This is a genomic window from Pseudomonas sp. RIT-PI-S, from assembly GCF_025642975.1.
In the GTDB taxonomy this organism is placed as follows: Bacteria; Pseudomonadota; Gammaproteobacteria; order Pseudomonadales; family Pseudomonadaceae; genus Aquipseudomonas.
This window is the reverse complement of record NZ_JANZKJ010000015.1, coordinates 69,401-95,996: the sequence shown is the minus strand read 5'-3', so window position 1 is coordinate 95,996 and position 26,596 is coordinate 69,401. Positions and strand designations below refer to the sequence as shown.

Sequence of the window (26,596 nt, the reverse complement as noted above, 5' to 3'; positions counted from 1 at the left end):
GGAAGGAGGCCGGCGGATCTGGAAATGTTTGGGATCCCGGGTAAGATGCCCGCTTCCCGAGCCCATGCCATTAAATAGCGATCAGCATGCCGTATCACTGCCACCTTCGAGTATCCCGCCCGTGAACCTTAGATGGAGCGGGGACATCCACGCCAGGACTCAGATCATCAGCCTGGGCCCCGCGCTGCTGCTGACGCTGCTGTTGATCTGTTTCTTCACATTCGTGCGGATCCAGGACCTGCGCCAGGAAATGACCCATACCGGTCAGCTGATCGCCAACCAACTGGCACCGGCGGCGGAATATGGCGTGCTGGTGGAAAACTCCGAGGTGCTGGACGGCCTGCTGCGCGCCACGTTGAGCATCCCGCACGTGCGCTTCCTGGAGATCCAGGGCCGTAACGACGACATCATTATTTACCTGGAGCAGCCACGCAACAGCAGTGCATCGGCGACCCCGGTGCAGGTGTTTCAGTCGCCGATCCGCCTGCAACGCTATGCGGCCAGCAGTGAGCTCAAGCGCAGCGGGCTGGCCGCCCATGCCGATGACTACCTGGGCCGGGTGGTGGTGGGTATGTCCGACGATGCATTCAACGAGCGCCAGCAGGAAATTCTGATCAAGGCTGGGGTGCTGGCCCTGTTCACCTTGGCCGTCACCTTTCTTATGGCGCGGCGCTTGTCCCGGGGCTTGTCGCAGCCGATCCGCAACATGGGCGCGGCGGTGAAAGCGATCCGCCAGGGCGACTTCAAGGCCACCCTGCCGGTAGAGCATGACAGCGAGCTGGGCGCCCTCGCCCAGCACATCAACGACCTCGCCCAGGGCCTGGAGCAGGCCAGCCGGGAGCAGCGCGAGGCGATGCAGCAGTTGATCCAGACCCGCGAAGAGGCAGAACGCGCCAACAGCGCCAAGACCGAGTTCCTGGCCATGATGAGCCATGAACTGCGCACCCCCATGAATGGCGTGCTGGGCATGCTGCAGTTGCTCGAGACCACCCCGTTGAGCGATGAGCAGCATGAATATGCCGTGCTCGCGACCCAGTCCACCGAGCACCTGCTTAAAGTCATCAACGACATCCTGGACTTCTCCCGGATCGAGCGCACCGGGTTGGAACTCGAACATATCCCCTTCAACCTGGCGGACCTGTTCACCGAATGCGTCCACTCGTTCCAGCACAGCGCGCAACAGAGCGGCCTGACCCTGACGCTGGCGCATTCGGAGGACTTCAACCACTGGCAGGTCCTCGGGGACCCTACCCGTATCCGCCAGATCCTGGTGAACCTGATCGGCAATGCGCTCAAGTTCACCGAAGTGGGCGGCGTGAGCATCGAGCCAAGCTGCCAGGTACTCGACGACCGGCTCATCTGGCTGACCTGCACGGTGACCGACACCGGCATCGGCATCGACCCGGAGGAGCTCGAGCGCATGTTCGTGGCGTTCCAGCAAGCCGACAGCTCTATCTCCCGCCGCTACGGCGGCACGGGGCTGGGCCTGCCCATCGCGCGCAACCTGGCCGAGCGCATGGGCGGCACCTTGCGGGCGCACAGCGACGAAGGCAAAGGCTCGGTATTTACCCTGGAAATGCCCTTGGCACTGAGCCAAAAGCCTGCGCCCGCTAAAGAGAGAGAGCCTCTGCCCGCACGAACCAAAGAGGCCACCAGCGGTCTGAACCACCATGTATTGCTGGTCGAGGATAACCCGGTCAACCAGACCGTGATCGAGGCGATGTTGCGCAGCCTTGGCTATGAAGTGAGCGTGGTGGGCGATGGCGCTCAGGCGGTAGATAGCGTTCGCCAGCAATCCTTTGCGGCGGTGCTGATGGACTGCCGGCTGCCGGTAGTCGACGGTTATGAAAGCACCCGTCGCATCCGGCGCCTGCCAGAGCGCCATGGGCTGCCGATCATCGCGCTCACCGCCAACGCACTACTGGGCGACCGCGAAGCCTGCCTGGAAGCGGGCATGGACGACTACCTGGCCAAGCCGTTCAAGCGCACGGACCTGCAGCAACTGCTGCAGCGCTGGCTGGCCTGAGTGCGGCAGTATCGCCCTGCAAACCGGCACGCAACGGTGGTACAGTGCTGCGGCTTCGCGGCGCCTGCGCCGGCCGCGGCGGCATTATTCGAGCAGGGTGACCGGGTTCGGCCTGTCATCCTGTGACTTTAACCACGACGCAATAGTCTATGACTAGGCTGCCGGCCTGGGGAAACTCGCCCCTTTTTTTGCCGGCCGGGATGATTTGCCCCCTGCCCAGCAGGGACCATTGAGGAGCTCGCATGACCAAACAACACGCCTTTACCCGGGAAGACCTGCTGCGCTGCAGTCGCGGCGAGCTGTTCGGCCCAGGTAACGCGCAATTGCCCGCCCCCAACATGCTGATGGTCGATCGCATTACCCATATCAGCGAAGAAGGCGGCAAGTACGGCAAGGGTGAATTGGTCGCCGAGCTGGATATCAACCCGGACCTGTGGTTCTTCGCCTGCCATTTCGAAGGCGACCCGGTAATGCCTGGCTGCCTGGGCCTCGATGCCATGTGGCAGCTGGTAGGTTTCTACCTGGGCTGGCAAGGCAACCCAGGCCGCGGTCGGGCGCTGGGGTCCGGCGAGGTCAAGTTCTTCGGCCAGGTACTGCCGACCGCTAAAAAGGTCACCTATAACATTCAGATCAAGCGCACCATGAAAGGCAAGCTGGTCCTGGCCATTGCCGAAGGCACCGTCAGTGTCGATGGCCGCGAGATCTACAGCGCCGAAGGCCTGCGGGTCGGCCTGTTCACGTCCACCGAAAACTTCTAAGGGTTATTCGCATGCGCCGCGTCGTTATCACGGGTCTAGGCATCGTTTCGTGCTTGGGCAATGACAAAGACACCGTTTCCGCCAACCTGCGCGCAAACCGCCCCGGCATCCGCTTCAACCCGGAATATGCCGAAATGGGGCTGCGCAGCCAGGTGTCTGGCTCGGTCGACCTGAACCTCGAGGAACTGATCGACCGCAAGGTGTACCGTTTTGTCGGCCACGCCGCCGCTTATGCCTACCTGGCGATGCAACAGGCCATCGCTGACTCGGGCCTGCCCGAAGACCAGGTTTCCAACCCGCGCACCGGGTTGATCGCCGGTTCCGGTGGCGCGTCCACCTTGAACCAGATGGAAGCCCTGGACATCCTTCGGGAAAAGGGCGTCAAGCGCGTAGGCCCATACCGGGTCACCCGCACCATGAGCAGCACCGTTTCCGCCTGCCTGGCCACGCCCTTCAAGATCAAGGGCCTGAACTACTCCATCGCCTCCGCCTGCGCCACCAGCGCCCATTGCATCGGCGCGGCCATGGAGCAGATCCAGCTGGGCAAGCAGGACGTGGTATTCGCCGGTGGCGGTGAAGAAGAACACTGGACCCAGTCGTTCCTCTTCGACGCGATGGGCGCATTGTCGTCGCAGTACAACGAGACGCCCGAAAAAGCCTCCCGCGCCTACGACGCCAAACGCGATGGCTTCGTCATCGCCGGCGGCGGCGGCATGGTAGTGGTCGAGGAGCTGGAGCACGCCTTGGCTCGCGGCGCGAAGATCTATGCCGAGATCGTCGGCTATGGCGCCACCTCGGATGGATACGACATGGTCGCCCCTAGCGGCGAAGGTGCCATCCGCTGCATGCAACAGGCGCTGGCCACGGTCGACACCCCGATCGACTACCTGAACACCCACGGCACTTCGACGCCGGTAGGCGATGTGGCGGAGATCCGTGGCGTGCGCGAAGTGTTCAAGGACAAAGCTCCGGCGATCAGCTCTACCAAGAGTCTCTCCGGTCACTCGCTGGGCGCCGCCGGCGTGCACGAGGCCATCTACTGCATGCTGATGATGGAAGGCAACTTCATTGCCGGCTCGGCCAACATCGATGAGCTCGACCCGGAAGTCGCCGACATGCCGATCCTGCGGGAAACCCGCGAGAACGTAGAGCTCAACACAGTGATGAGCAACAGCTTTGGCTTTGGTGGTACCAATGCCACCCTGGTGCTCAAGCGCTGGCAGGGCAAGTAAGCGGCAAGCGGTCAGCTTCAAGCGGTAAGACAACGGCGCCCTCGGGCGCCGTTCGTTTTTGCGCGCTACACTGGCGGCGCCAACTTCTGTGGAGCCGCCATGCCTATCGCTCAAGTCATCACCCCCCGGCAGGAGAATGTCGGCGGCCAGCCAATCCTCCGCCCCCTGCCCTCAGCCCAGTGCCGCAATGTCGGCCCGTTCGTGTTTTTCGATTACATCCTGCCCCACGAGTATCCTCCCGGGCACGGCATGAACATCCACCAGCATCCGCATATCGGTCTTTCCACGCTTACGTATCTGTTTGAAGGCGAACTGCTGCACAAGGACAGCCTGGGTTCGGAGGAACGCGTCGTGCCAGGCGCAGTGAGCTGGATGACCGCTGGGCGGGAAATCGCCCATATCGAGCGCACGCCGAGCTACCTGATGCAGGCCGGTAGCCGGCTGCATGGGCTGCAGGTATGGCTGGCGATGCCCCGGGACCACGAAGCGGACGAACCAAGCTATTACTACTTCGAGCCCGATGAGCTACCTAGCCATGACGAAGCCGGGGTGCGCATCACCTTGGTCGCGGGGCATGGTTTCAGGTTGATATCGCCCGTGCCAGTGCTCTCCCCCACCCTTTACGCCGTGATAGACATGGCAGCCGGGAGCTCGCTGCTGATCCCCGACGAGCATGCCGAGCGGGCGGTGTTTCTGCTCGAAGGCGACGCACGACTAGGCTCAGGCCCTGTCGATCCACATACTCTGGTGGTGCTTGAGGAAGGCGCGGAGATGACCTTGAGCAGCGGCCTCGGCGCGCGCCTGGCCCTGGTTGGCGGCGCCGCGCTGGATGGCCCGAGACGGATGAACTGGAACTTCGTCGCCAGCGACCCCGCCCTCATAGAGCGTGCCCGAGCGCGCTGGGCCGTAGGAGACTGGCCGCAGGTGTCAGGGGAGACCGGGCGGGTGGAACTGCCCGGCCCCGCCAGACGCAGTTAGAGCTGAGGCTGGAAGACTTCGGCGAACAGGTTGTACATCGACTGGAAGGCGCGGTCCGAAACCTTTTTGTCGTACATCTGCTTGCCCGGATTATTCGCCTCGGGATCGGTGAACGAGTGGTAGGCCCCGCCGTAGCTGATCAATTGCCAATCCACCTTGGCGGCATTCATTTCTTCAATGAAGGCCGGCAGTTGCTCCTTGGGCACCAACGGGTCGGCATCGCCATGCATCACCAGCACTGCGCCGCTGATGTTGTTGGCATCGGCGGGGTTCGGCGTATCCAGCGTACCGTGGAAGGATACGGCAGCCTTCAAGGCGGCGCCGTCCCGGGCCAGTTCCAGCGCACAGCAACCGCCGAAACAGAAGCCGAAACTGGCAAGGTTGCTGCCGTCCACGGAAGTGAAGCTCTGTGCGGTCAACTGCTGCAGCGCGGCCTGCATGCGCTTGCGCAGCAAGCCGCGATCATTCTTGAGTGGCATCATCGCGGCTAATGCCGCATCGCCATCTTGTGGGCGTACCGCTTGCCCATAAAGGTCGGCGACCAGCACCACATAACCTTGGGAAGCCACCGCCTGGGCAATACGCTCGGCGCCTTCGGAAACGCCCATCCAGTTCGGTGCCATGATCAGCCCCGGGCGCGGAGACTTGATGTCGGCATCGAAGACCAGCCGGCTCTCGAAGGCCGTGCCGTCCAACTGGTAGACCAACGACTCAACAGTGATGGCGCTCATTGATTGCTCCTGATTACCCCAAAGAAAAGGCCCGCCGTAGCGGGCCATAGCATAGGCGTTAGACTGACAACTCGATCAGCAGCTTGTTCAGCCGCCGCACGTAAGCTGCCGGGTCTTTCAGGCTGTCGCCTGCCGATAGCGCCGCCTGGTCGAACAGGATATGGGCGAAGTCGGCGAAACGGTCTTCGTCCGGCTCGTGGTCCAGCTTGTCGATCAGCGGGTGCGCCGGGTTGAACTCGAAGATCGGCTTGGTATCCGGCACCTTTTGCCCGCTCGCCTCCAGGATCTGCCGCATCTGCAGGCCCATATCGTGCTCGCCGATGGCCAGAATGGCCGGCGAATCGGTCAGGCGGTGCGACACCCGTACTTCGCTGACGGTATCGCCCAGAGCGGTTTTCAAACGCTCGACCAGCCCTTCTTTCTCTTTGGCGACGGCTTCCTGGGCTTGCTTGTCCTCTTCACTGTCGAGCTTGCCCAGGTCCAGGTCGCCGCGCGCGACGTCCACGAAGCTCTTGCCGTCGAACTCGTTGAGGTAGCTCATGAGCCACTCGTCGATACGGTCGGTGAGCAGCAAGACCTCGATGCCTTTCTTGCGGAAGACTTCCAAGTGCGGGCTGTTCTTGACCTGAGCGTAGCTCTCGCCGGTGAGGTAGTAGATCTTGTCCTGGCCCTCCTTGGCGCGGCCCAGGTAGTCCGTGAGCGCAACGCTTTGCTCGCCGGTTTCGTCCTGGGTAGAGGAAAAGCGCAGCAGGCCAGCGATCTTTTCCTTGTTGGCGAAGTCTTCGGCGGGGCCTTCCTTCAGCACCTGGCCGAAGTTCTTCCAGAACGCCTTGTATTGCTCCGGCTCGTTCTTCGCCAGCTTGTCGAGCATGTCCAGCACACGCTTGGTCAAGGCGGTCTTCATGGAGTCGATGACCGGATCCTTCTGGAGGATTTCCCGAGACACGTTCAGCGACAGGTCGTTGGAGTCCACCACGCCTTTGATGAAGCGCAGATACAGCGGCAGGAACGACTCGGCCTGGTCCATGATGAACACGCGCTGGACGTAGAGCTTCAGGCCGCGCGGTGCTTCCCGGTGATACAGGTCGAAGGGCGCACGGGCCGGCACATACAGCAGCGAGTTGTATTCCAGCTTGCCTTCGACCTTGTTGTGGCTCCAGCTCAGCGGGTTCTCGAAGTCATGCGCGATGTGCTTGTAGAACTCCTGGTATTCCTCGTCCTTGATCTCGGTGCGAGGGCGGGTCCACAGCGCGCTTGCCCGGTTGATGGTTTCCCACCCCGGCTCGGTAGGTTCTTCGCCTTCCTCGGCGGCCGCTTGCTCTTTCGGCAACTCGATCGGCAGGGCGATGTGATCCGAGTATTTCTTGATGACGTTACGCAGGCGCCAGCCATCGGCGAACTCGGCTTCATCGGCCTTCAGGTGCAGCACGATACGAGTGCCGCGCTCGGCTTTCTCGACGTTGGCAACCTCGAACTCACCTTCGCCACGGGATGACCAGTGCACGCCCTCGCTGGCTGGGGAGCCTGCGCGGCGGCTGAAGACATCGACCTGGTCGGCGACGATGAAGGCTGAGTAGAAGCCCACGCCGAACTGGCCAATCAGGTGCGAATCTTTCTTCTGGTCGCCGGTGAGGTTCTTCATGAAGTCCGCGGTGCCCGACTTGGCGATAGTGCCCAGGTGCGCGATGACTTCTTCACGGCTCATGCCGATCCCGTTGTCGTCGATAGTGACGGTTTTGGCGTCCTTGTCGAAGCTCACACGGATTTTCAGTTCCGCGCCGCCTTCGAGCAGTTCCGGGCTGGCCAGGGCTTCGAAACGCAGTTTGTCGACGGCGTCCGAGGCGTTGGAAATCAGTTCGCGAAGGAAGATTTCCTTGTTGGAATACAGCGAATGAATCATGAGGTGCAGCAGCTGTTTCACCTCGGTCTGGAAGCCCAGGGTTTCTTTTTGAGTTTCCACACTCATTTTGTTCGAACTCCAATGCTGATTGCACAAGCCGCCAAGCGGCGCGGACTGCCCGGCTAACGGGCGGGATGTGCAGCAGATGGGGGCTGGCAAGCGGATTTCAAGTCGAATGGCGCACATGAGTGCATCCCCGCACGCGGAGGAACTTAACAGACCCCGCTGCGCTCGAAGCCACGTGATGATCATCCATAAGGAGAAACACCCCATGCAAAAGACTTTCGCTTATGCCTTGATGCTGGCCGCGACCCTTGGCCTGGCTGCTTGCGACAACGCCTCTGACAAGGCCAAAGACGCCCAGGACCATAAAGAAAACGCCCAGCAGCAGATGGACAAGGCTCAGGACCACATGAACGACGCGGCCAAGGAAAACGCCAAGGCCAACAACGACGCCGCTGAAGCTCAGCGCAAAGCCGCCGAGGAAAGCACCCCGGCTAACGGCAATGCCCCAGCACCGGCCGCAGAAGCCACTCAAAAGCAATAAGCTACTCGGCCTATGGCCCGGCCTCCGTGGCCCGGCCTATGCGTCGCGCTCCGCCCTGCAAACCCGGCTCGCCTGTGGGTCTGTGCGAACTGCTTCGCCAATCGACTCAGCGGCGGCCGGGCTTCAACCCAAGGCCTGGCTCACCGCCGCTATCAGCCTTTCCATATGAGCTGGACCGTAGCGTTGGTCTATCGGCAATGGCAGCATGCATTGCGCCCAGCGTGCACCGACTTCACAGCCCCCCTTTGCTTCGAGCACGTCCCGCCAATAGGTCGCCAGGTAAATACGTTGGCCGGCGAGCTGTGCCCGCACCCGTTCCGTTTGGCTGGCATCGGCCAGCAACAGTGGATAGCACAGCGGCGCGAGCCCCGCCTGCACCGGCACCTGGTAACGATTGAGCCCTGCCAAACCGCGGTGCAAGTGCGCCAGGTTCGCCTGTCGTCTCGCGGCGATGCCTGCGTAATCCACGCCCTCGAGCAAGCGTGCGGTCAACACCGACATGCCCCGCATCCCTTCCGCGGCGATTCCCTGCTCCACCTCAACGTAACTTCCGTACCAGGGCTCGGGGCCATCCTCGAGGCGCCCAAGCAGCGCGGCGAAGCGATCCTTGCTCAAGGCAGGGGGCAGCGGCGGCATGATCGCGGGTGCGTTGAGCAGCCAGCCGCCATCGGGCACACCGACGAATTTGCGGGGGGAGTAAAGGGTTGGCACGCCGTCCAGGGGCGGGCAGAACAGCGCCTGGGCGTGATCGGCGATCAACTGCCCGGCGAGGCTTGGTGCCAGGCGCTCACGGATGAAAGCGCCCTGGTAGCCGAAATAGTTCACGTACAGCAGGCGCTCGTCGGCGTCGAGGGCAGGTAGGCCGACAGGTTCGAGGCGCTCGTCCAGGCAATAGCGGCGTAGCTCGATCCCGCTGCGGTGTGCCGCCTCGACCATGGTTTTGCAGGTGTACCAAGGCAAGTACAGCCGGCGGGCGTTACTGGTGCCGAGCAGCGCCTGGAAGGCATAACGGGCGCTGTTATAACCCAGCGCCGTAGGATAAGGGCTGACACCTGGTGGTATCTCCAGCCCGAAGTAACCACCGATGGCGTCGTTCATGCTCCCTCCCTGGGCCCGGCCAACGCCGGTTCGGGGCCCAGCGTAGCACTGGGCACTGCCTGGGGTAAGGCCTGACGCCACACAGGCCCTCCGGCCTAGCCCTCAGAGCGAGCGGTGGCTCCAGCGAACAGGCGGTCACAGGCTACCGCAACGACCAAGGTGGCCACCGAAGGCACCAGCCAAGCGAGGTTCTGCGCGCTCAGGGGCAAGGTCGCCAGAGCTGTGGGCAGGTGTTCGGCCCAGGGCGTTGCCTTGAAGGCATCGATGCAACCGAACAGCAGCGATACCAGCGCTACGGGCGCCACTACGTTCATCGGGGAGCGCCAGAGGTTCTGCACGAAGCTCAGCGCGACCAGCACAATGCAGGGCGGGTAGATAGCCGTCAGGATAGGAATCGACACCTGGATCAAGCGGGTCAGCCCGAGGTTCGACACCAACAACGAGAACGCCGCCAGCAACAGCACCAGGGTGCGATAAGACAGCGGCAGCAGGCCGCTGAAGTACTCCGCGCACGCGCAGGTGAGCCCTACCGCGGTCACCAGGCAGGCCAACGAGATCAACACGGCGAGGAACACGCTGCCCATATCGCCAAAGGTGTGCTGCACGTAGGCATGCAGCACCTGCGCGCCGTTATTGGCCCCCGCGGCGATCGCATGGCTGCCTGCGCCCAGACGGAACAGGCTGACGTATACCAGGATCAGGCCGACGCCGGCGATGAGCCCAGCGATCACCGCGTAACGCGTGACCAGCCGTGGCGACTCGATGCCACGAGAGCGGATGGCATTGACGATGACGATACCGAAGACCAAGGCGCCGAGGGTGTCCATGGTCAGGTAGCCATTGATGAACCCTAGGGAAAACGGCGACGCCTGGTACTCGGCCGTCGCCTCGCCGATCGGCCCGGCGGGCAACATGAAGGCGGCAATGCCGAGGGCGGCCAGGGCAAGGATCTTCAGCGGCGCCAGGAAGCGCCCTACGGTGTCGAGCAGGCGGCCGGGGTACAGAGACACCAGTGCAACCACGGTGAAGTAGACCAAGCTGTAGATCATCAACGGCACCGGGCCGTCGCCAGTCAAAGGTGCCAACCCGACCGTGAAGGAAACCGTAGCGGTGCGCGGCGTGGCGAACAGCGGGCCGACGGCGAGGTAGCAGACCACCGCCAGCAATACTCCAGCGAAGCGCCCAAGCGGGCTGCTAAGCGCATCGATGCTGCCGCCGACCTTGGCCAGGGCAACGACGGTCAGCACCGGCAGGCCCACGGCCGTTACCAGAAAACCGACGGCGGCAAGCCAGACGAAGGGCCCGGACTGCAGGCCGACGATGGGCGGAAAGATGATGTTACCGGCGCCGACGAAGAGCGCGAATGTCATGAAACCGAGTGCCAGGATGTCCTGGCCTTTAAGCACTTTCATTTAAAGGGACCATACTGCAGAACGAACGAAGGAAAGGGAGTTTCCCGCAGGGTCGGGGGAAGGGGCGCCACCAGATAAGGCAGGCAGTTCCGAATGGCCCTTGTGAGGCTGCCGGAAAGTGGCGCAGGATAACGAACCCGGCGTGCAAATGCACCCGTTCGGGGCGGCAGCGCGACCAGCGCACCGAAAAAGCCCGTATTAGCGCGGGTTAAATTTTTACTGAATGTAAAACTCCCTAGCGAAACAAGGGTCTATCATTTCAGACACTTGCGCCGCACCGCTCGGAGGATGTAACCATGGCAGCAGAATTGGTGGCCCAGTTTCACGCTCGGGACGCCGAAGGGCGCGTGTATCCCGTCCATGCATTTCAGAGTGCGGTCGTGCTCGCTGATGGGACCTTGGCCGAAGCGCCCTTGCTTACCTACAAGCTGGCGATCGGCGATCGGGTAAACCATCTGGGGGATGATCGTTTCATGCTGGTGCAGAGCGGGATCGAGATTGTTCGTATCCCCTGACAAGCACCACCCAAGCATAAAAAACGCGGCCTTGAATGCCGCGTTTTTTTATGCCCGTCGTCAGCCATCGAGCGCTCAGAGGCTTTGCGCCCAGAGCGCTGGAGCGCCAGCGGCCTTGCCGATACGTTCCAGGTGAGCAACGTGGGCAGCAAGCTCCGCCTCGTTGGCAAGGACGACCCTCCCCGTCGGTCGGCTCGCAGGCAGGCGACGGATCTGGCTCCCCTGCTCGGTACCGCCCTCCTCGCCTTCGCTGCTGCCCGCCAGCGACAGGCTGGTTTGGCCACCGGTCATGGCCAGGTAAACGTCGGCCAGCAATTCGGCGTCGAGCAGCGCGCCGTGGAGCGTCCGCTCGCTCAGGTCGATACCGTAACGTTTGCACAAGGCATCGAGGTTGTTGCGCTGGCCCGGATGACGTGCTCGCGCCAGGCCCAGCGAATCCACGATAGTGCAATACTGGCTCAGGTCAGCGCGGTCCGCCTGGCCGATGAGCGCGAATTCGTTGTTAAGGAACCCCACGTCGAACGCGGCGTTATGAATGACCAGGGTGGCGCCCTGGATGTAGTCATAGAACTCGTCCGCCACTTCGGCGAAGCGCGGCTTATCGCGCAGGAACTCAGAGGTGATGCCGTGAACGCCGATGGCGCCTTCGTCGCTGTCGCGGTCTGGCTGCAGATAAATATGGAAGTTTCGCCCGGTCAGGCGCCGCCCCATCACTTCGACGCAGCCGATTTCCAGGACACGGTGGCCGTCGGTTACCGGCATACCCGTGGTTTCGGTATCCAGCACCACGATCCGCTGCGTTGCCATCGGCATATTCATGGCGCTATCCCCTGCTGCCCCTGGCGCAGCCTGCGTACGTCGTCCACTCCCCGGTTGGCCAAGGCATCGGCGCGTTCATTACCGTGATGGCCATTATGCCCACGCACCCATTGCCAGCTCACCTGATGACGCGCCACCTGGGCGTCGAGCTCCTGCCAAAGGTCGGCGTTTTTCACTGGTTCACGAGCGGCCGTCTTCCAGCCACGCTTTTTCCAGTTTGGCATCCATTGCTGGATGCCCTTCATGACATATTCCGAGTCGGTGACCAAGGTCACTTGGCAGGAGCGCTTGAGCTCTTCAAGCGCACGGATGGCCGCCATCAGTTCCATGCGGTTGTTGGTGGTGGAGGTTTCACCGCCCCACAGTTCCTTTTCCACCCCTTTGTAGACCAGCAGCGCGCCCCAGCCTCCTGGGCCGGGATTGCCCTTGCAGGCTCCATCGGTGTAAACCTCGACGACATCGCTCATTGATCAGCCTGTAACGGAAACGTGAACCGCTTATTGCCTGCCGTCGCGCCTGTTGAGCTTGGCCAGCGGCAGCGGCAACAACTTGCCCATGGGCTCGCGGCGGGCCTGGCGCAATGGGCGCAGGCCAACCACCAGCTTGCGCGCCACCAGCACGTAGAAGCCGCCACCGGCGCTTTGCCAGCGGCCGGCAAGGCGCTCCCAGCCCGCCATGCGGGCCTGCCAGGCGGGCGAGGCAAGCGGCGGACAATAGCATCCGAAGCGCTTTTTCTCCAGCGCGAAACCCAGCAGGTTTAGCCAATCCCCCACCCGCGAGGCCGATATGCAGCGCGCTCTGCCCAGGGCACCTTTGGCGAACACATGCCGCACCCCCCAAGGGCTCCAGGGGTTTATTCCGACGATCACCAGATGGCCGCCAGGACGCACCGCGCGCGCGGCCTCCCGCAGCAGGCCATGGGGCGACAGGGAAAAGTCCAACCCATGCTGCAGCACGACCAAATCGGCGGCGTGCTCGCCCAATGGCCAGGCTTGCTCCTCGCAGGCGATCTGCACCCCGGGCAACGGGGCGCCGAGCCGCACATGGTGCTGAATGCGTGCAGCCACTGGCGGAGCATCGGCGTGCGGGCCATAGTGCACCAGGTAGCCGCCGAAGAATTTGCCCAGTTCAGCGCAAAGGACGCTGTGCTCCTCACGCAACAAAAGCTGACCCAGCGGCCCTTCGAACCATTCCCTGGCTTGGCCGATGAGTTCGACCCATTGCTGATCCGCCTGCGCGAATGGCTTGTCTGTCATTGCCGCTTCCCTCCGGGTGCTCTCCGGGATCATCCAGGCTCAGGCTTGTACGAAAGTGGCTATGCTCGCCGACTTCTCGCACAAACCCTAAGATAAACCATACCTCAAAGCGTAGCGACCACCGCCATGATACAGATCGACGCCCTTTCCGCGTTCTCCGACAACTACATCTGGCTACTGCGTGATCCGGCCAGCCACCGCTGCGCCGTGGTCGACCCCGGCGACGCCGACCCCGTGCAGCGCTGGCTGGACGAGCACCCGGAGTGGTCGCTGACCGATATTCTGGTTACGCACCATCACCATGACCATACCGGAGGCGTGGCAGCCCTCAAGGCACGCACCGGAGCACGCGTGGCGGGCCCGGCTGGCGAGACGATACCGGCGCTGGACCAACCCCTCGAAGATGGCGCGCGGCTGCAGGTGCTGGGCCTGGACCTGCGGGTGCTGCTAGTGCCAGGGCATACCGCGGGGCATATTGCCTTCGCCCACGAAGCCCCTGCACAACCGCTGCTGTTCTGCGGCGACACGCTGTTCGCCGGTGGCTGCGGAAGGTTGTTCGAAGGCACTCCGGAGCAGATGCATGCGTCTCTGAAACGCCTGGCAGCCCTGGCACAGGATACGCAGGTGTATTGCGCACACGAGTACACCCTCAGTAACTTGCGTTTCGCCCGCGCCGTCGAGCCGGAGAATGCCGCCTTGGCCGCCCGCTTCGACGCGGTCAGCGCGCAGCGCGAACGTCATGAGATAACGCTGCCGAGCACATTGGCCATGGAAAAGGCCACCAACCCTTTCCTGAGGGTTGGTGAAACATCCATTAAAGAAAAAGCCGAGCAATGGGCAGGCGCTACTCTTGCCAGCGAAGCCGCGGTGTTCGCAGCGATCCGGAGGTGGAAGGATAAGTTCTGAGCGAAGGCTGCCGATGCCGGTGCGCTTTGAAAGGTTGACCGCCCTATCCCCCCTTTCTAGAATCCCCGCACCTTTTTGCCCGGACATGCCCGCAGCCAATGTCGCTATCCACTCATCGCACGCCGTCTTCCCGCGCCCTCACCCGGCTTGCCCAGGCTATCGCCCTGGCCATGTCCGCCGCGCTGGTAGGCTGCCAGAGCTCGGCGCATGTGGAGGAAAACCCGGCCCCGGCGGCTCCCTCCACAATGATCAAGCGGGTCAAGCCCAAGCCGGTTTTCCAGGTGGAGCATGACCGCAAACAGCCCCCGCAGGACCTTTGGGCGCGCATGCGAGACGGCTTCCAGCTGCAAGATGGCATCGACGTGAACCCACGGGTGGAGCAACAGCGCCTGTGGTTCGTCAGCAATCCGGAATTCCTGCTCGGCTCCGCGGACCGTGGCAGCCTTTACCTGCACTACATCGTCGAGCGCCTCGAAGAGCGCAACATGCCGCTGGAGCTGGCACTGCTGCCGGTGATCGAAAGCGCCTACAACCCGATGGCGCTGTCGCGCGCCAACGCTGTGGGTTTGTGGCAATTCATTCCTTCCACGGGCCGCTATTACAACCTGCGCCAGACCAACCTGTACGACGGCCGCCAGGATGTGACCGCCTCCACCACGGCCGCGCTGGATTACCTGAGCAAGCTGCACGACATGTTCAACGGCGACTGGCTGCTCGCCCTGGCCGCTTACAACGCCGGCGAAGGAACCGTGGGCCGGGCCATCGAGCGCAACGAGAAGCTTGGCCTGCCTACCGATTACTGGAACCTGCCGCTGCCCCAGGAAACCCGGGACTACGTGCCCAAGCTGCTGGCGCTGTCGGAAGTGGTGTCCGCGCCTCAGGCTTATGGCGTGGCGCTCGAGCCCATTGCCAACCAGCCTTACTTCAAGGTGCTGGAAGTCAACCAGCGGCTCGATCTCGCACGTGTCGCGGCCCTGGCGAACATCGACGAAGACGAGCTGTACCAGCTTAACCCGGCCTTCAAGAAGCGCATGACCCTGGACCGCCCCCAGCACCTGCTGGTGCCTACCGCCAAGGCGCAACTGTTGGCCGACAGCTTGTCGTCCATGAAGCCTGAGGAGTTGTTGACCCTGCGCCCCCGCGAACAGGTGTTCGAGCAGGTGGCCAGCACGGCGCCGGCCCCACGCCGGGCCTACAGGGTGCGCGCCGGGGACAACCTATCCTCGATCGCCAAGGCCAACAAGGTCAGCGTTAGCGACCTGCAGCGCTGGAACAAGCTGGGCGGCAAGCACCTGAAGGTCGGCCAGACCCTCGTGATGCAGGGTGGAGCGGCGGCCAGCGCGCCGGCCGAGGACAACCGCCGCACTACCCGCTACACGGTGCGCAAGGGCGATTCCTACTACCTGGTCGCCAAGCGCTTCAACGTTCAACCACAGCACCTCAAGCGCTGGAACCCGGCCCTTGGCAAGGCGCTGCGGCCCGGGCAGACCCTCACCGTCTACATCGACCGCTGATAAGGCCAGCACCCGCCCAGGCCGCTGCCCCAGGCGGCCCTCAAACTGTTGGGGCTGCGCCGAGTCTGGTACTGTACGGTCTGGCCACCCTTGAATCCGTGACCTGATGCGTGTTCTCCCCCTCCTTGTGCTTGGCTTGGCCTTCTGCGGCCACGCCGCCGCTGCGCGAATCGAAAGCCATGGCTATGCGCAGTTCGGTACCTTGAAGTACTCGGCGGGCTTCAGCCATTTCGATTGGGCAAACCCCGACGCACCCAAGGGCGGCACGCTGCGGATCATGGCGGCCGGTACCTTCGATACGCTCAACCCCTACACTCTGAAGGGAACCAGCCCCTCCTCTACGGCCAACTTCCTGCAATATGGCGTGAGTGAGCTGAACGAACCGCTGATGGTGGGCACCGGGCAATACGATCCCTCCGGTGACGAGGCGACCTCCAGCTATGGCCTGATCGCTCGCTCGGTGGAGTACGCCGATGACCGCAGCTGGGTGGTGTTCAACCTGCGGCCCGAAGCGCACTTCAGCGATGGCCAGCCCATCACCGCCGCAGACGTCGCCTTCTCCTACCGCACCTTGCTCAAGCAAGGGCATCCGCAGTACCGCACCAGCCTGCAAGAGGTGCAGCGGGTAGACCAACTCAACCCTCACCGGGTGCGCTTCGTATTCAAGCGCAGCGGCAACCCATTGCTGATCCTGCGCCTGGGCGAGCTGCCGATACTGTCGCGGCATTATTGGCAGGGCCGCAACTTCCAGGCCACGACCTTCGAACCGCCGGTGAGCAGCGGCCCGTACCGGATTACCCAGGTCGAGCCGGGGCGGCGCCTGGTGTTCGAACGGGACCGCCACTGGTGGGGCAAGGACCTGCCCGTCAACCGCGGCAAATACAACTTCGATCGAGTAGAGGTCGAGTTCTACCGGGACAGCAACGTCGCATTCGAAGCCTTCAAGGCGGGGGAATTCGACATCTACATCGAGCACCAGGCGAAGAACTGGGCCAATGGCTACGACTTTCCGGCTGTTGCCGAGGGCGCGGTGGTCAAACGGGAAATCGTTCACCGGATTCCAACGCAAACCCAGGGCCTGTTCCTGAACACCCGGCGCGCACGGTTCAATGACGCGCGGGTGCGCCAGGCGCTGGCCATGTTGTTCGATTTCGAATGGACCAACCGCACGCTGTTCAGCGGTGCCTATCAGCGGGCGAACAGTTATTTCCCTAATAGCGAATTCACTGCCAGCGGCTTACCTACTGGCCAGGAATGGCTGCTGTTGGCGCCGTGGCGCGAGCGCTTGCCGCCTCGGTTGTTCACCGAGCCCTTCGAGGTGTCCCAAACCGAGGGCAACGGCATTCCCCGCGATACCTTGCGCAGCGCCATGGCCCTGTTGGCCGAAGCGGGCTGGAACTACCGGGACGGCCAGTTGCGCAACCGCGTGGGGCAACCGCTCCAGGTAGAAGTGCTGCTGGTCAACCCCACCCTGGAGCGGATCCTCGAGCCTTATGTGGAAAACCTCGGCCGTATCGGCATCGACGCCCACCTGCGCACCGTGGACCGCGCTCAGTACAAGCAACGCCTGGATCAGTTCGACTTCGACATGATCCTGATGACCCTCAACCAGACGCTCAGCCCCGGCCTGGAGCAATGGCAGTACTTCCATTCCAGCCAGGCCGCCATCAAGGGCAGCAAGAACTATGCAGGGATCGCCGATCCGGTGGTGGACCGGCTGCTCGAGCAATTGCTCGGCGCCCGCAGCCGGGAAGAACAGGTCGCGGCCACCCGTGCCCTGGATCGGGTACTGCTGTGGCAGCATTACATGGTCCCGAACTGGTACCTGAACTACCACCGCCTCGCCTACCGCGATCGCTTCGCCTTCCTGCCGACTCCGCCCTATGCCCTGGCGCTGAACACCTGGTGGCTCAAGCCCTTGGAGAACAACCGATGACGCTACACCCAGCGCTGGCCCGCCTGGCCTGCAGCCTTCTATTGCTGGCGACGGCGAGCGCTGCCAACGCCGGCAACGAACATGCGATCACCCTCTATGACGAACCGCCGCGCTACCCCGCAAGTTTTACTCACTTCGACTACGTGAACCCCGAAGCGCCCAAGGGCGGCACTTTTCGCCAAGCGGCGATCGGTGGCTTCGACAGCCTGAATCCCTTTATCAACAAGGGCGTGCCAGCCAGCGGCCTCGGCCAGATCTACGACACCCTCACGGTGCAGAGCCTGGATGAGCCCATGAGTGAATATGGGCTGGTGGCCCGGCGCATCGAAAAAGCGCCGGACAACACCTGGGTGCGCTTTTACCTGCGCCCTGAGGCCCGCTTCCATGACGGTCACCCGCTTCGCGCCGAGGATGTCGCCTTTACCTTCAACACGCTGACGGCCCACGGCGCGCCCTTCTACCGCAGCTACTACGCCGACGTTCAGCAGGTAGTGGTCGAAAGCCCATTGCAGATCCTGTTCAAGTTCAAGGGTGGCGCCAACCGCGAGTTGCCGCTGATCCTCGGGCAACTGCCGGTGCTGCCCAGGCACTTCTGGGAGGGGCGCGATTTCGAACGCGGAACCTTGGACATCCCCCTTGGCAGTGGCCCGTACAAGGTTGCCGCGGTTCAAGCCGGGCGCTCGGTCCGCCTGGAGCGGGTAAGGGACTACTGGGCCAAAGACCTGCCCGTCAACCGCGGCCAATACAACTTCGACACCCTCGTGTACGACTACTACCGCGACTCCACCGTAGCGCTCGAAGCGCTCAAGGCCGTCCAGTTCGACTACTGGCAGGAAATGATCGCCAAGAACTGGGCCACCGCGTATGACGTTCCGGCGGTCAGAGATGGCCGCTTGGTGCGCGAAGAGATCCCTAACGGCAGCCCCACGGGCATGCAAGGCTTTGTGTTCAACCAGCGCCGCCCCCTTTTCGCCGACCTGCGGGTCCGCCGCGCCTTGGCGCTGCTGTTGGACTTCGAGTGGACCAACAAGCAGCTGTTCAATGGGGCGTATAAACGTAACGGCAGTTTCTTCGAGAACTCCGAAATGGCTGCTCATGGCCTGCCAGACGCCGCCGAACTCAAGCTGCTCGAGCCCCTGCGCGAGCAGCTGCCGCCCCAGGTTTTCACCGAAGCCTGGAGCGCCCCGGTCACCGATGGCAGCGGGATGATCCGCGATCAGCAGCGCGAGGCTTACCGGCTATTGCAAGAAGCGGGATGGCGCATCGAAGGCGACCGCATGCTCGACGCCCAAGGCAAACCGGCGGTGATTGAGTTTTTGATCGTGCAACCGGACTTCGAGCGCGTGCTGCTGCCGTACAAGCGCAACCTCAAGGACCTGGGCATAGACCTGGTGTTGCGGCGGGTAGACATGTCTCAGTACATCAACCGGCTCCGCTCGCGAGACTACGACATGATAGTGGCGAGCTTCCCGCAGTCCGCTTCTCCGGGTAACGAGCAGCGCGGCTATTGGTCCAGCGCGGCAGCGGACAACCCCGGCAGCCGCAATTTCATGGGCCTGAAGGACCCAGCCGTGGACGCCCTGCTGGAAGGGCTGATCAACGCCGGCTCCCGGGCCAGCCTGGTCACCCACGCCCATGCCTTGGATCGCGTATTGCTGTGGAACGCGATCCTGGTCCCCAACTGGCACCTGGACAGCTGGCGGGTGGCGTACTGGAACAGGTTCGCCCACCCGGCCACGCCACCGCGCTACGACATTGGCCTCTCGACCTGGTGGGCCAAATCCGCCGAGGAGGCCAACTGATGCTCGGTTATCTGCTTCGTCGCCTGCTGCTGATCGTGCCCACGCTCTTCGGCATCCTGGTGATCAACTTTCTTATCGTGCAGGCCGCGCCCGGAGGGCCGGTCGAGCAGATGATCGCCAAGCTCGAAGGCTTCGAGGGGGCCACCAGCCGCATCGCCGGCGGCGGCGCCGAGGTGTCGGTGGCCGGCTCCAGCTATCGGGGCGCGCAAGGGCTGGACCCCGCCCTGGTAGCGGAGATCGAACACATGTACGGCTTCGACAAATCCGCGCCGGAGCGCCTCTGGATCATGGTCAAGAATTACGCCCGCCTGGACTTCGGCGAAAGCTTCTTCCGCGACGCCAAGGTGACAGACCTGATCCTGGAAAAAATGCCGGTGTCCATCTCCCTCGGGCTGTGGAGCACGCTGATCATGTACCTGGTGTCCATTCCGCTCGGTATCGCCAAGGCTACCCGCCATGGCTCGGCCTTTGATGTGTGGACCAGCTCGGCCATCGTTATCGGCTATGCGGTGCCGGCGTTTCTCTTCGCCGTCTTGCTGATCGTGCTGTTCGCCGGGGGCAGCTACTTGAACTGGTTCCCGCTGCGCGGCCTGACGTCCAACGACTTCGACCAGCTCAGCCTGGCCGGCAAGGTCCGGGATTATTTCTGGCACCTGGCCTTGCCCGTGACCGCACTGGTGATCGGCCATTTCGCCACCCTGACGCTGCTGACCAAGAACAGCTTCATGGACGAAATCGGCAAGCAATACGTCGTCACCGCGCGGGCCAAGGGGTTGCCCCAACGACGGGTGCTCTACGGCCATGTGTTCCGCAACGCGATGCTGTTGGTGGTCGCGGGCTTCCCTTCGGCCTTTATCGGCATCTTCTTTACGGGCTCGCTGCTGATCGAAGTGATCTTCTCCCTGGATGGGCTGGGCCTGATGAGCTTCGAGGCAGCCATCAACCGGGACTACCCAGTAGTGTTCGGCACGCTGTTCATCTTCACCCTGGTCGGCCTGCTGGTAAAGCTGATCGGCGACCTCACCTATACCCTCGTGGACCCGCGAATCGATTTCGAAGGCAGGAAGCACTGATGGCCCTCTCCCCCCTCAATCGGCGACGGCTGCAACGCTTCAAGGCGCACAGGCGCGGCTGGTGGTCGCTGTGGTTGTTCAGTGTGTTGTTCGTGCTGAGCCTGGGCGCCGAACTGCTCGCCAACGACAAGCCGCTGGTGGTTCATGTCAACGATGCCTGGTACTTCCCGGCCTTCAAGCGCTACCCCGAAACCGCCTTCGGTGGCGAATTTCCGCTGGAGCCCAACTACAAGAGCCCTTACGTACGCGACCTGCTGGAGCGCCAGGGTGCCTGGGCGGTCTGGGCACCGATCCCGTTCAGCTACCAGAGCATCAACTACGAGCTCAAGGTGCCCGCCCCGGCGCCGCCGTCGCGGCAGAACTGGCTCGGCACGGACGATCAAGGGCGCGACGTGCTCGCCCGGGTCATCTACGGGTTTCGGATTTCCGTGTTGTTCGCGCTGACGCTGACTTTGCTCAGTTCCGTGGTCGGGGTGCTGGCCGGCGCGCTTCAGGGGTTCTATGGCGGCTGGGTAGACCTCGCCGGGCAACGCTTCCTCGAGGTCTGGTCCGGGTTGCCGGTGCTGTACCTGCTGATCATCCTGGCCAGCTTCGTGCAACCGAATGTGTGGTGGTTGCTGGGCATCATGCTGCTGTTTTCCTGGATGAGCCTGGTCGACGTGGTGCGCGCGGAATTCCTGCGTGGGCGCAACCTCGAGTACGTTCGCGCCGCACGGGCGCTGGGCATGCGAGACGGCCCGATCATGTTCCACCACATTTTGCCCAACGCCATGGTGTCGACCATGACCTACCTGCCGTTCATTCTGACCGGCGCCATCGGCACCCTCACCGCACTGGACTTTCTAGGCTTCGGCCTGCCCGCGGGGTCGCCATCGCTCGGCGAACTGGTGGGCCAGGCGAAGGCCAACCTGCAAGCGCCCTGGCTGGGCCTGAGCGCCTTCGGCGTGCTGGCCCTGATGCTGAGCCTGCTGGTGTTCATCGGCGAAGCCGCGCGCGATGCGTTCGATCCAAGGAAATGACATGACAGCCGACCCCCTGATCGAAATCCGCGACCTGGCCGTCGAGTTTCATGGCGGCGAGCAGGTACACCGCGCCGTCGCGGGCGTGAGCTTCGATATCCGTCGTGGCGAAACCCTTGCCCTGGTAGGCGAAAGCGGTTCGGGCAAATCGGTCACCGCGCACTCGATCCTGCGCTTGCTGCCCTATCCAGCTGCCCGTCACCCCAGTGGGGAAATCCGCTACGCCGGGCAAGACCTCCTGCATGCCTCCGAGCGCACGTTGCAAGGCATTCGCGGGAACCGCATCGCGATGATCTTCCAGGAGCCGATGACCTCGCTCAATCCGCTGCAATCGGTAGAACGGCAGATCGCCGAAGTGCTCGCGTTGCACAAGGGGCTGGTAGGGCCGGCGGCGCGCGAGCGCATCCTGGAACTGCTAACGCTGGTCGGCATCCCAGAGCCCGCCAGGCGCTTGCGTGCGCTGCCGCACGAGCTGTCTGGCGGCCAGCGCCAGCGGGTGATGATCGCCATGGCGTTGGCCAACGAACCTGAGCTGCTGATCGCCGACGAGCCCACCACAGCGCTGGACGTCACGGTGCAACTGCGGATCCTCGACCTGCTTAAATCATTGCAGGCCCGCCTGGGCATGGCCATGTTGCTGATCAGCCACGATCTGAACCTGGTGCGAAGAATTGCCCACCGCGTATGTGTCATGCAGCGCGGTCGCATCGTCGAACAGGCAGCATGTGAACAATTGTTTCGCCAGCCACAACATCCGTATACCCGGGAGCTGTTGGCTGCCGAGCCCGCCGGCGTACCGGCGAACAACCCGCCGAGCGATGCACTGCTCGAGGTGCGTGACCTCAAGGTGTGGTTTCCGGTGCGCAAAGGGCTGTTGCGACGCACCACGGACCATATCAAGGCGGTGGACGGCATCAGTTTTCAACTGCGTAAGGGCCAGACCCTGGGCGTGGTGGGAGAAAGCGGTTCGGGCAAGTCCACCCTGGGCCTGGCGATCCTGCGGCTGATCCACAGCCAAGGTGGCATCCGCTTCCATGGCACGGACTTGCAAGGGCTGGGCAGGGCCGGGGTCCGGCCGCTGCGGCGTGAACTGCAGGTGGTCTTCCAGGATCCCTTCGGCAGCCTCAGCCCGCGCATGAGCGTTGGGCAGATCGTCGGCGAGGGGTTGCGCATCCATGGCATGGGTACGCCGCAGGAGCAGCAGGCGGCGATCATTGCCGTATTACGGGAAGTAGGCCTGGACCCGGATACTCGCCACCGTTACCCTCACGAATTTTCCGGAGGGCAACGGCAGCGTATCGCTATTGCCCGGGCGCTGGTCCTGCAACCGGCGTTGATCGTGCTGGACGAGCCGACCTCGGCGCTGGACCGCACGGTACAACGGCAAGTGGTGGAACTGTTGCGATCGTTGCAGGCCCGGCACGGCCTGACATATTTGTTCATCAGCCATGACCTGGCCGTGGTCAAGGCGCTGAGCCATCAATTGGTGGTCATGAAGCAGGGCCAGGTCGTAGAACAAGGGGAGGCGGCGGCGATTTTCGCCGCGCCGCAACACCCCTATACCCAACAGCTACTGGAAGCAGCCTTCCTGGCCCCAGTAGCTGTCGATTAATGAGAAGAGGAACGAACACATGGGTTTTCTCGCCGGTAAGCGCGTACTGATCGTCGGTGTTGCGAGCAAGTTGTCCATCGCATCGGGTATCGCCGCAGCGATGCACCGCGAAGGTGCGGAGCTGGCCTTCACCTACCAGAACGACAAGCTCAAGGGGCGCGTCGAGGAATTCGCCAGCGGCTGGGGCTCCAGCCCGGAGCTGTGCTTCCCTTGCGACGTGGCGAACGATGAAGAGATCGCCAAGGTGTTCGAGGCGCTGGCGAAGAAATGGGACGGCCTGGACTGTATCGTCCACTCGGTGGGTTTCGCCCCTGGCGACCAGCTCGACGGCGACTTTACCAGCGCTACCACCCGTGAAGGCTTCCGCATCGCCCACGACATCAGCGCCTACAGCTTCGTCGCGCTGGCCAAGGCCGGGCGTGAGCTGATGCAGGGCCGCAACGGCAGCCTGCTGACGCTGTCCTACCTGGGCGCCGAGCGCACCATGCCTAACTACAACGTGATGGGCATGGCCAAGGCCAGCCTGGAAGCAGGCGTACGCTACCTGGCTCGCAGCCTTGGCGCCGACGGCATCCGCGTGAATGCCATTTCCGCCGGCCCCATCCGCACCCTCGCAGCGTCGGGGATCAAGAACTTCCGCAAGATGCTCGACGCCAACGAAGCGCAGACGCCGTTGCGCCGCAACGTCACCATCGAGGAAGTGGGCAACGCTGGCGCTTTCCTGTGCTCGGACCTCGCTTCGGGCGTGAGTGGCGAAATCATGTACGTTGACGGTGGCTTCAACACCACCGCCATGGGTGACCTCACCGAGTAATCGGTTACTACCCTGATGAAAAAGGCCGCTTATGCGGCCTTTTTCATTGCGGACGGCGCACCTGTGGATTCACCTTGCCCGCCCCATGGCAGCACGGTTTACAGGCAACCGGGCGACGTAAACAAAAAGGGCCGCCGAGGCGACCCTTTTGCAAGCGGTGTGAGCGCGATCAGTAGCGCTTCACCTCAGCTTTGGCTTCCAACAGTTTGCGATATGCAGCGAAGTCCATTTGCCCTTGGCGCGAAGCGAGTGCCTGACGGTAAGTGGTCTTCTCTTGGTCGGTGGGGGCCGCGCCTTCGTTCACACCATTGAGGCGCAGTACTACCAGACTGCCGTCGCGCAAGGAGACGCTGGCGAAGGTCGGCTGCCCCTTGGCGGTTGGCTTGGGCATCTGGAACACCGCGTTGAGCACGGCGGCGTCGAACCCTTCCTGGTTGCGACTGGCCGCTTCCACGGTCTTCCAGGCCTGCCCTTCCTGAGTCGGAGCCAGGGCGACCTTACCGTCGCGCAAACCCGCAACCAAGGCATCGCCCTTGGCTTTCACGGCCTCGGCGGCGCGTTCACGGGCTAATTCCCTGCGGATCGGCTCGCTCACCGCTTCCAGCGACAGCTGGGCTGGCTTGCGATGCTCCTTGGCGCGCACCACAACGGTGGTGTCCGGGTCCAGTTCGATCGCGCTGCTGTTAGCGCCTTCTTCAAGCACTTCCTGGCTGAACGCAGCCTGGATTACCCCACGGTTGGCCGTGATGCCTTCCGCGCCTCCGTCACGGCCGAAAGGCTGCGACGTTTGCACGGTCAAGCCCAGGTCCTGGGCGGGCTGGGACAGGTCGGAAGCTTCGAAGGCAGCGTCCTCGAGCTTCTTGCTCGCTTCAACATAGCGCTGCTCGACCTGCTGGGTCTTGAGCTCGCGGGTGAGCTTGTCCTTGAGGCTAGCGAAGGTCGGCACCTCCGGCGCCTGAACGCCGAGCAGCTTGATCAGGTGATAACCGTATTGGGTACGCACCGGCGCCGAGGTTTCATTCGGCTTGAGCGCGTACAAGGCCGTTTCGAAGGCTTCGTCATACACGCCCTTGCCCGCGTAACCCAGGTCACCGCCGTTGGCGGCCGAGCCCGGATCCTGGGACGTTTCCTTGGCGACCTTGGCGAAGTCTTCACCCTTGGCCAGGCGTTGCTGGATCTCGTTGATGCGAGCCTTGGCCTGCTCGTCGGTGACCTTGTCGTTCACCTCTATCAGGATGTGAGCCGCACGCCGCTGCTCTGCCAGGTGGGCAATTTCCTTCTGGTACTGCGCCTGCAGGTCGGCGTCGCTGACCTTGACCTGATCGAAGAACGCGGATTTCTTCAATTCGATATAGTCGATCACCACCTGGTCAGGGCTCATGAACTCTTTGGCGTGGGCGTCGTAGTAGGTTTTCACGTCCCCATCGCTGACCTTGATGGCAGAAGGGTCCGCCTTGAAGGTGAGGCTGGCGAAGTCGCGAGTTTGCTTGTTGAGGCGAGCGTATGCGATCACTTCGTCATCGGTGACGAAACTGCTCGCTGCCAGCCCGGCCCGCAGTTGGGAAATCAACATTTCCTCAGCGAGCATCTGGCGGAATTGCATCCGGGTGAAACCCTGCTGACGGACGAACTGATCGAAACGCTCCGCGCTGAATTTGCCGCCTTCCTGGAACAGCGGCGTTTGCAGAATTTCCTGGTCGACGGCCGCGTCGGAGAAGGCGAAGCCGGAATCGTGGGCCCCTTGCAGCAGCAGCTTGCGATCGATCAAGCCCTTGAGCGCGGCCTCGCGCAGCATCTTGTCGTCGAGCAACGAAGGATCGAATTCCCGCCCCAGCTGCTGCATCAGTTGGCGCCGCTGCATTTCGACGGCCTGGCCAAGCTCTGTCTGGCTGATGGTGTCGCCGTTTACCTTGGCGGCATCCTGGCTGTGGCTGGTGGCGCGAAAAATCGCGTCGAAGCCAGTCAGCGCCATCAGCACCACGATGACGCCGATGATGGTCTTGGCAATCCAGCCCTGTGAATTGTCCCTTATGTTTTGAAGCATGCTTCCCCCAGCAACGGCCAGCTACAACCCCGACCGCCCAGAACCTGATATGAAAAAGGCGCATCCGAGGATGCGCCTTCTCGTTACTTGCGTAACCAACGCCACCGCCGCTGTGCGACCGAGGCGCCTTGGCCGACCGCGCCTGGCCTGCCTAGGCCTGGCCCGGAGGTCAGTTGACGGCGTCTTTCAGGCCCTTGCCTGGCTTGAAGCTAGGAACCTTGGCGGCGTTGATCTTGATCGCCTTGCCGGTTTGCGGATTGCGACCGGTGCGGGCGGCGCGTTCTTTAACGGCGAAGGTACCGAAACCGACGAGTACCACGGTATCGCCAGACTGCAGGGCACCGGTCACGGTGTCGATTACAGCGTCCAGCGCTCTGCCTGCAACGGCTTTCGGGATATCAGCGGATGCGGCGATGGCATCGATCAGTTCCGACTTGTTCACTCTAAGTCCCCTTATATCTCTATTGAGTTATTTCTGAATATTTTTTTTCGATCGGTAAAACTAACGCCGGATGTGCCACCGACAAGAAAGGAGCCGCGCTGTAACGGCGGCTCTGGAATTCTGTCAAGGAAGCCCCCCGTACAACGGCTTCCCAGGCCTTAT

General features: G+C 62.8%; 23 protein-coding genes. 14 read left to right on the top strand and 9 right to left on the bottom strand.

Features of this window, described 5'->3' with window-relative positions; genetic code table 11:
- The first annotated feature begins 121 nt into the window (after nt 1–121).
- The 4 genes from OGL93_RS18775 to OGL93_RS18760 all read left to right on the top strand — a co-directional run bounded on the left by OGL93_RS18775 (nt 122) and on the right by OGL93_RS18760 (nt 4,994).
- Entirely contained in the window at nt 122–2,026 is a 1,905-nt protein-coding gene (locus OGL93_RS18775; protein WP_263264361.1) for an ATP-binding protein, read from the top strand.
- A 242-nt stretch (nt 2,027–2,268) separates the two neighbouring features.
- Nucleotides 2,269–2,784 (top strand): 3-hydroxyacyl-[acyl-carrier-protein] dehydratase FabA, encoded by a 516-nt coding sequence (gene fabA, locus OGL93_RS18770; RefSeq protein ID WP_263264360.1) that lies wholly within the window; start codon nt 2,269–2,271, stop codon nt 2,782–2,784.
- Nucleotides 2,785–2,795: 11 nt separating this feature from the next.
- Nucleotides 2,796–4,016: a beta-ketoacyl-ACP synthase I gene (gene fabB / locus OGL93_RS18765; protein WP_263264358.1), complete on the top strand. Its 1,221-nt coding sequence runs from the start codon at nt 2,796–2,798 to the stop codon at nt 4,014–4,016.
- A 99-nt stretch (nt 4,017–4,115) separates the two neighbouring features.
- Nucleotides 4,116–4,994: a pirin family protein gene (locus OGL93_RS18760; RefSeq protein WP_263264357.1), complete on the top strand. Its 879-nt coding sequence runs from the start codon at nt 4,116–4,118 to the stop codon at nt 4,992–4,994.
- Here OGL93_RS18760 and OGL93_RS18755 read toward each other — a convergent pair.
- Both OGL93_RS18755 and htpG read right to left on the bottom strand, forming a co-directional pair.
- Complete coding sequence (locus OGL93_RS18755) at nt 4,991–5,725, bottom strand: dienelactone hydrolase family protein (protein WP_263264356.1); 735 nt, start codon at nt 5,723–5,725, stop codon at nt 4,991–4,993. The two genes, OGL93_RS18760 and OGL93_RS18755, sit on opposite strands and share 4 nt — an antisense overlap.
- A 58-nt stretch (nt 5,726–5,783) precedes the next feature.
- Nucleotides 5,784–7,691: a molecular chaperone HtpG gene (gene htpG / locus OGL93_RS18750; RefSeq protein WP_263264355.1), complete on the bottom strand. Its 1,908-nt coding sequence runs from the start codon at nt 7,689–7,691 to the stop codon at nt 5,784–5,786.
- A gap of 205 nt (nt 7,692–7,896) precedes the next feature.
- On the opposite strand from htpG, the gene OGL93_RS18745 reads away from it, so the two are divergent.
- Entirely contained in the window at nt 7,897–8,172 is a 276-nt protein-coding gene (locus OGL93_RS18745; protein WP_263264354.1) for a hypothetical protein, read from the top strand.
- Between the two features lie 123 nt (nt 8,173–8,295).
- Here the strand turns inward: OGL93_RS18745 and OGL93_RS18740 are convergent, their stop codons facing one another.
- Both OGL93_RS18740 and brnQ read right to left on the bottom strand, forming a co-directional pair.
- Nucleotides 8,296–9,270, bottom strand: a complete 975-nt coding sequence (locus OGL93_RS18740; protein WP_263264353.1) for a hypothetical protein — start codon at nt 9,268–9,270, stop codon at nt 8,296–8,298.
- 95 nt (nt 9,271–9,365) lie between these two features.
- Nucleotides 9,366–10,682 carry a branched-chain amino acid transport system II carrier protein gene (gene brnQ / locus OGL93_RS18735; RefSeq protein ID WP_263264352.1) on the bottom strand — a complete coding sequence of 439 codons (1,317 nt, stop codon included), beginning with the start codon at nt 10,680–10,682 and terminating at the stop codon, nt 9,366–9,368.
- A gap of 296 nt (nt 10,683–10,978) precedes the next feature.
- Between brnQ and OGL93_RS18730 the strand changes: the two genes are divergently transcribed.
- Nucleotides 10,979–11,197: a hypothetical protein gene (locus OGL93_RS18730; RefSeq protein WP_263264351.1), complete on the top strand. Its 219-nt coding sequence runs from the start codon at nt 10,979–10,981 to the stop codon at nt 11,195–11,197.
- A 75-nt stretch (nt 11,198–11,272) separates the two neighbouring features.
- On the opposite strand, the gene dnaQ is transcribed toward OGL93_RS18730, so the two are convergent.
- Genes dnaQ through OGL93_RS18715 form a run of 3 tightly spaced genes read right to left on the bottom strand, consistent with a single transcriptional unit; the run spans nt 11,273 to nt 13,272 of the window.
- Nucleotides 11,273–12,010, bottom strand: coding sequence for a DNA polymerase III subunit epsilon (gene dnaQ, locus OGL93_RS18725; protein WP_263264411.1), 738 nt, complete (start codon nt 12,008–12,010; stop codon nt 11,273–11,275).
- Nucleotides 12,011–12,012: 2 nt separating this feature from the next.
- Nucleotides 12,013–12,483, bottom strand: a complete 471-nt coding sequence (rnhA, locus tag OGL93_RS18720) for a ribonuclease HI (protein WP_263264350.1) — start codon at nt 12,481–12,483, stop codon at nt 12,013–12,015.
- Between the two features lie 30 nt (nt 12,484–12,513).
- Entirely contained in the window at nt 12,514–13,272 is a 759-nt protein-coding gene (locus tag OGL93_RS18715; protein ID WP_263264349.1) for a class I SAM-dependent methyltransferase, read from the bottom strand.
- 126 nt (nt 13,273–13,398) lie between these two features.
- On the opposite strand from OGL93_RS18715, the gene gloB reads away from it, so the two are divergent.
- The 8 genes from gloB to fabI all read left to right on the top strand — a co-directional run bounded on the left by gloB (nt 13,399) and on the right by fabI (nt 23,948).
- On the top strand, nt 13,399–14,178 hold the full coding sequence (gloB, locus tag OGL93_RS18710; protein ID WP_263264348.1) for a hydroxyacylglutathione hydrolase: 780 nt from the start codon (nt 13,399–13,401) through the stop codon (nt 14,176–14,178).
- Nucleotides 14,179–14,276: 98 nt separating this feature from the next.
- Nucleotides 14,277–15,692 carry a transglycosylase SLT domain-containing protein gene (locus OGL93_RS18705; RefSeq protein WP_263264347.1) on the top strand — a complete coding sequence of 472 codons (1,416 nt, stop codon included), beginning with the start codon at nt 14,277–14,279 and terminating at the stop codon, nt 15,690–15,692.
- A 106-nt stretch (nt 15,693–15,798) separates the two neighbouring features.
- Entirely contained in the window at nt 15,799–17,628 is a 1,830-nt protein-coding gene (locus tag OGL93_RS18700; protein ID WP_263264346.1) for an extracellular solute-binding protein, read from the top strand.
- Nucleotides 17,625–19,430, top strand: a complete 1,806-nt coding sequence (locus tag OGL93_RS18695) for an extracellular solute-binding protein (RefSeq protein ID WP_263264344.1) — start codon at nt 17,625–17,627, stop codon at nt 19,428–19,430. The genes OGL93_RS18700 and OGL93_RS18695 overlap by 4 nt, the downstream gene beginning before the upstream one ends.
- A complete protein-coding gene (locus OGL93_RS18690) occupies nt 19,430–20,503 on the top strand; it encodes a microcin C ABC transporter permease YejB (RefSeq protein ID WP_263264342.1) in 1,074 nt (357 codons plus the stop codon). Before OGL93_RS18695 ends, OGL93_RS18690 begins: the two co-directional genes overlap by 1 nt.
- Nucleotides 20,503–21,522: an ABC transporter permease gene (locus tag OGL93_RS18685; protein ID WP_263264341.1), complete on the top strand. Its 1,020-nt coding sequence runs from the start codon at nt 20,503–20,505 to the stop codon at nt 21,520–21,522. The genes OGL93_RS18690 and OGL93_RS18685 overlap by 1 nt, the downstream gene beginning before the upstream one ends.
- Nucleotide 21,523: 1 nt before the next feature.
- Entirely contained in the window at nt 21,524–23,134 is a 1,611-nt protein-coding gene (locus OGL93_RS18680; RefSeq protein WP_263264339.1) for an ABC transporter ATP-binding protein, read from the top strand.
- Nucleotides 23,135–23,153: 19 nt separating this feature from the next.
- Nucleotides 23,154–23,948 carry an enoyl-ACP reductase FabI gene (gene fabI, locus OGL93_RS18675; protein ID WP_263264338.1) on the top strand — a complete coding sequence of 265 codons (795 nt, stop codon included), beginning with the start codon at nt 23,154–23,156 and terminating at the stop codon, nt 23,946–23,948.
- 169 nt (nt 23,949–24,117) lie between these two features.
- Here fabI and OGL93_RS18670 read toward each other — a convergent pair whose 3' ends face one another.
- Together OGL93_RS18670 and OGL93_RS18665 are read right to left on the bottom strand one after the other, a co-directional pair.
- Nucleotides 24,118–25,992 (bottom strand): SurA N-terminal domain-containing protein, encoded by a 1,875-nt coding sequence (locus tag OGL93_RS18670; protein WP_263264337.1) that lies wholly within the window; start codon nt 25,990–25,992, stop codon nt 24,118–24,120.
- A 169-nt stretch (nt 25,993–26,161) separates the two neighbouring features.
- Nucleotides 26,162–26,434, bottom strand: coding sequence for an HU family DNA-binding protein (locus OGL93_RS18665; protein WP_263264336.1), 273 nt, complete (start codon nt 26,432–26,434; stop codon nt 26,162–26,164).
- Nucleotides 26,435–26,596: the final 162 nt, after the last annotated feature.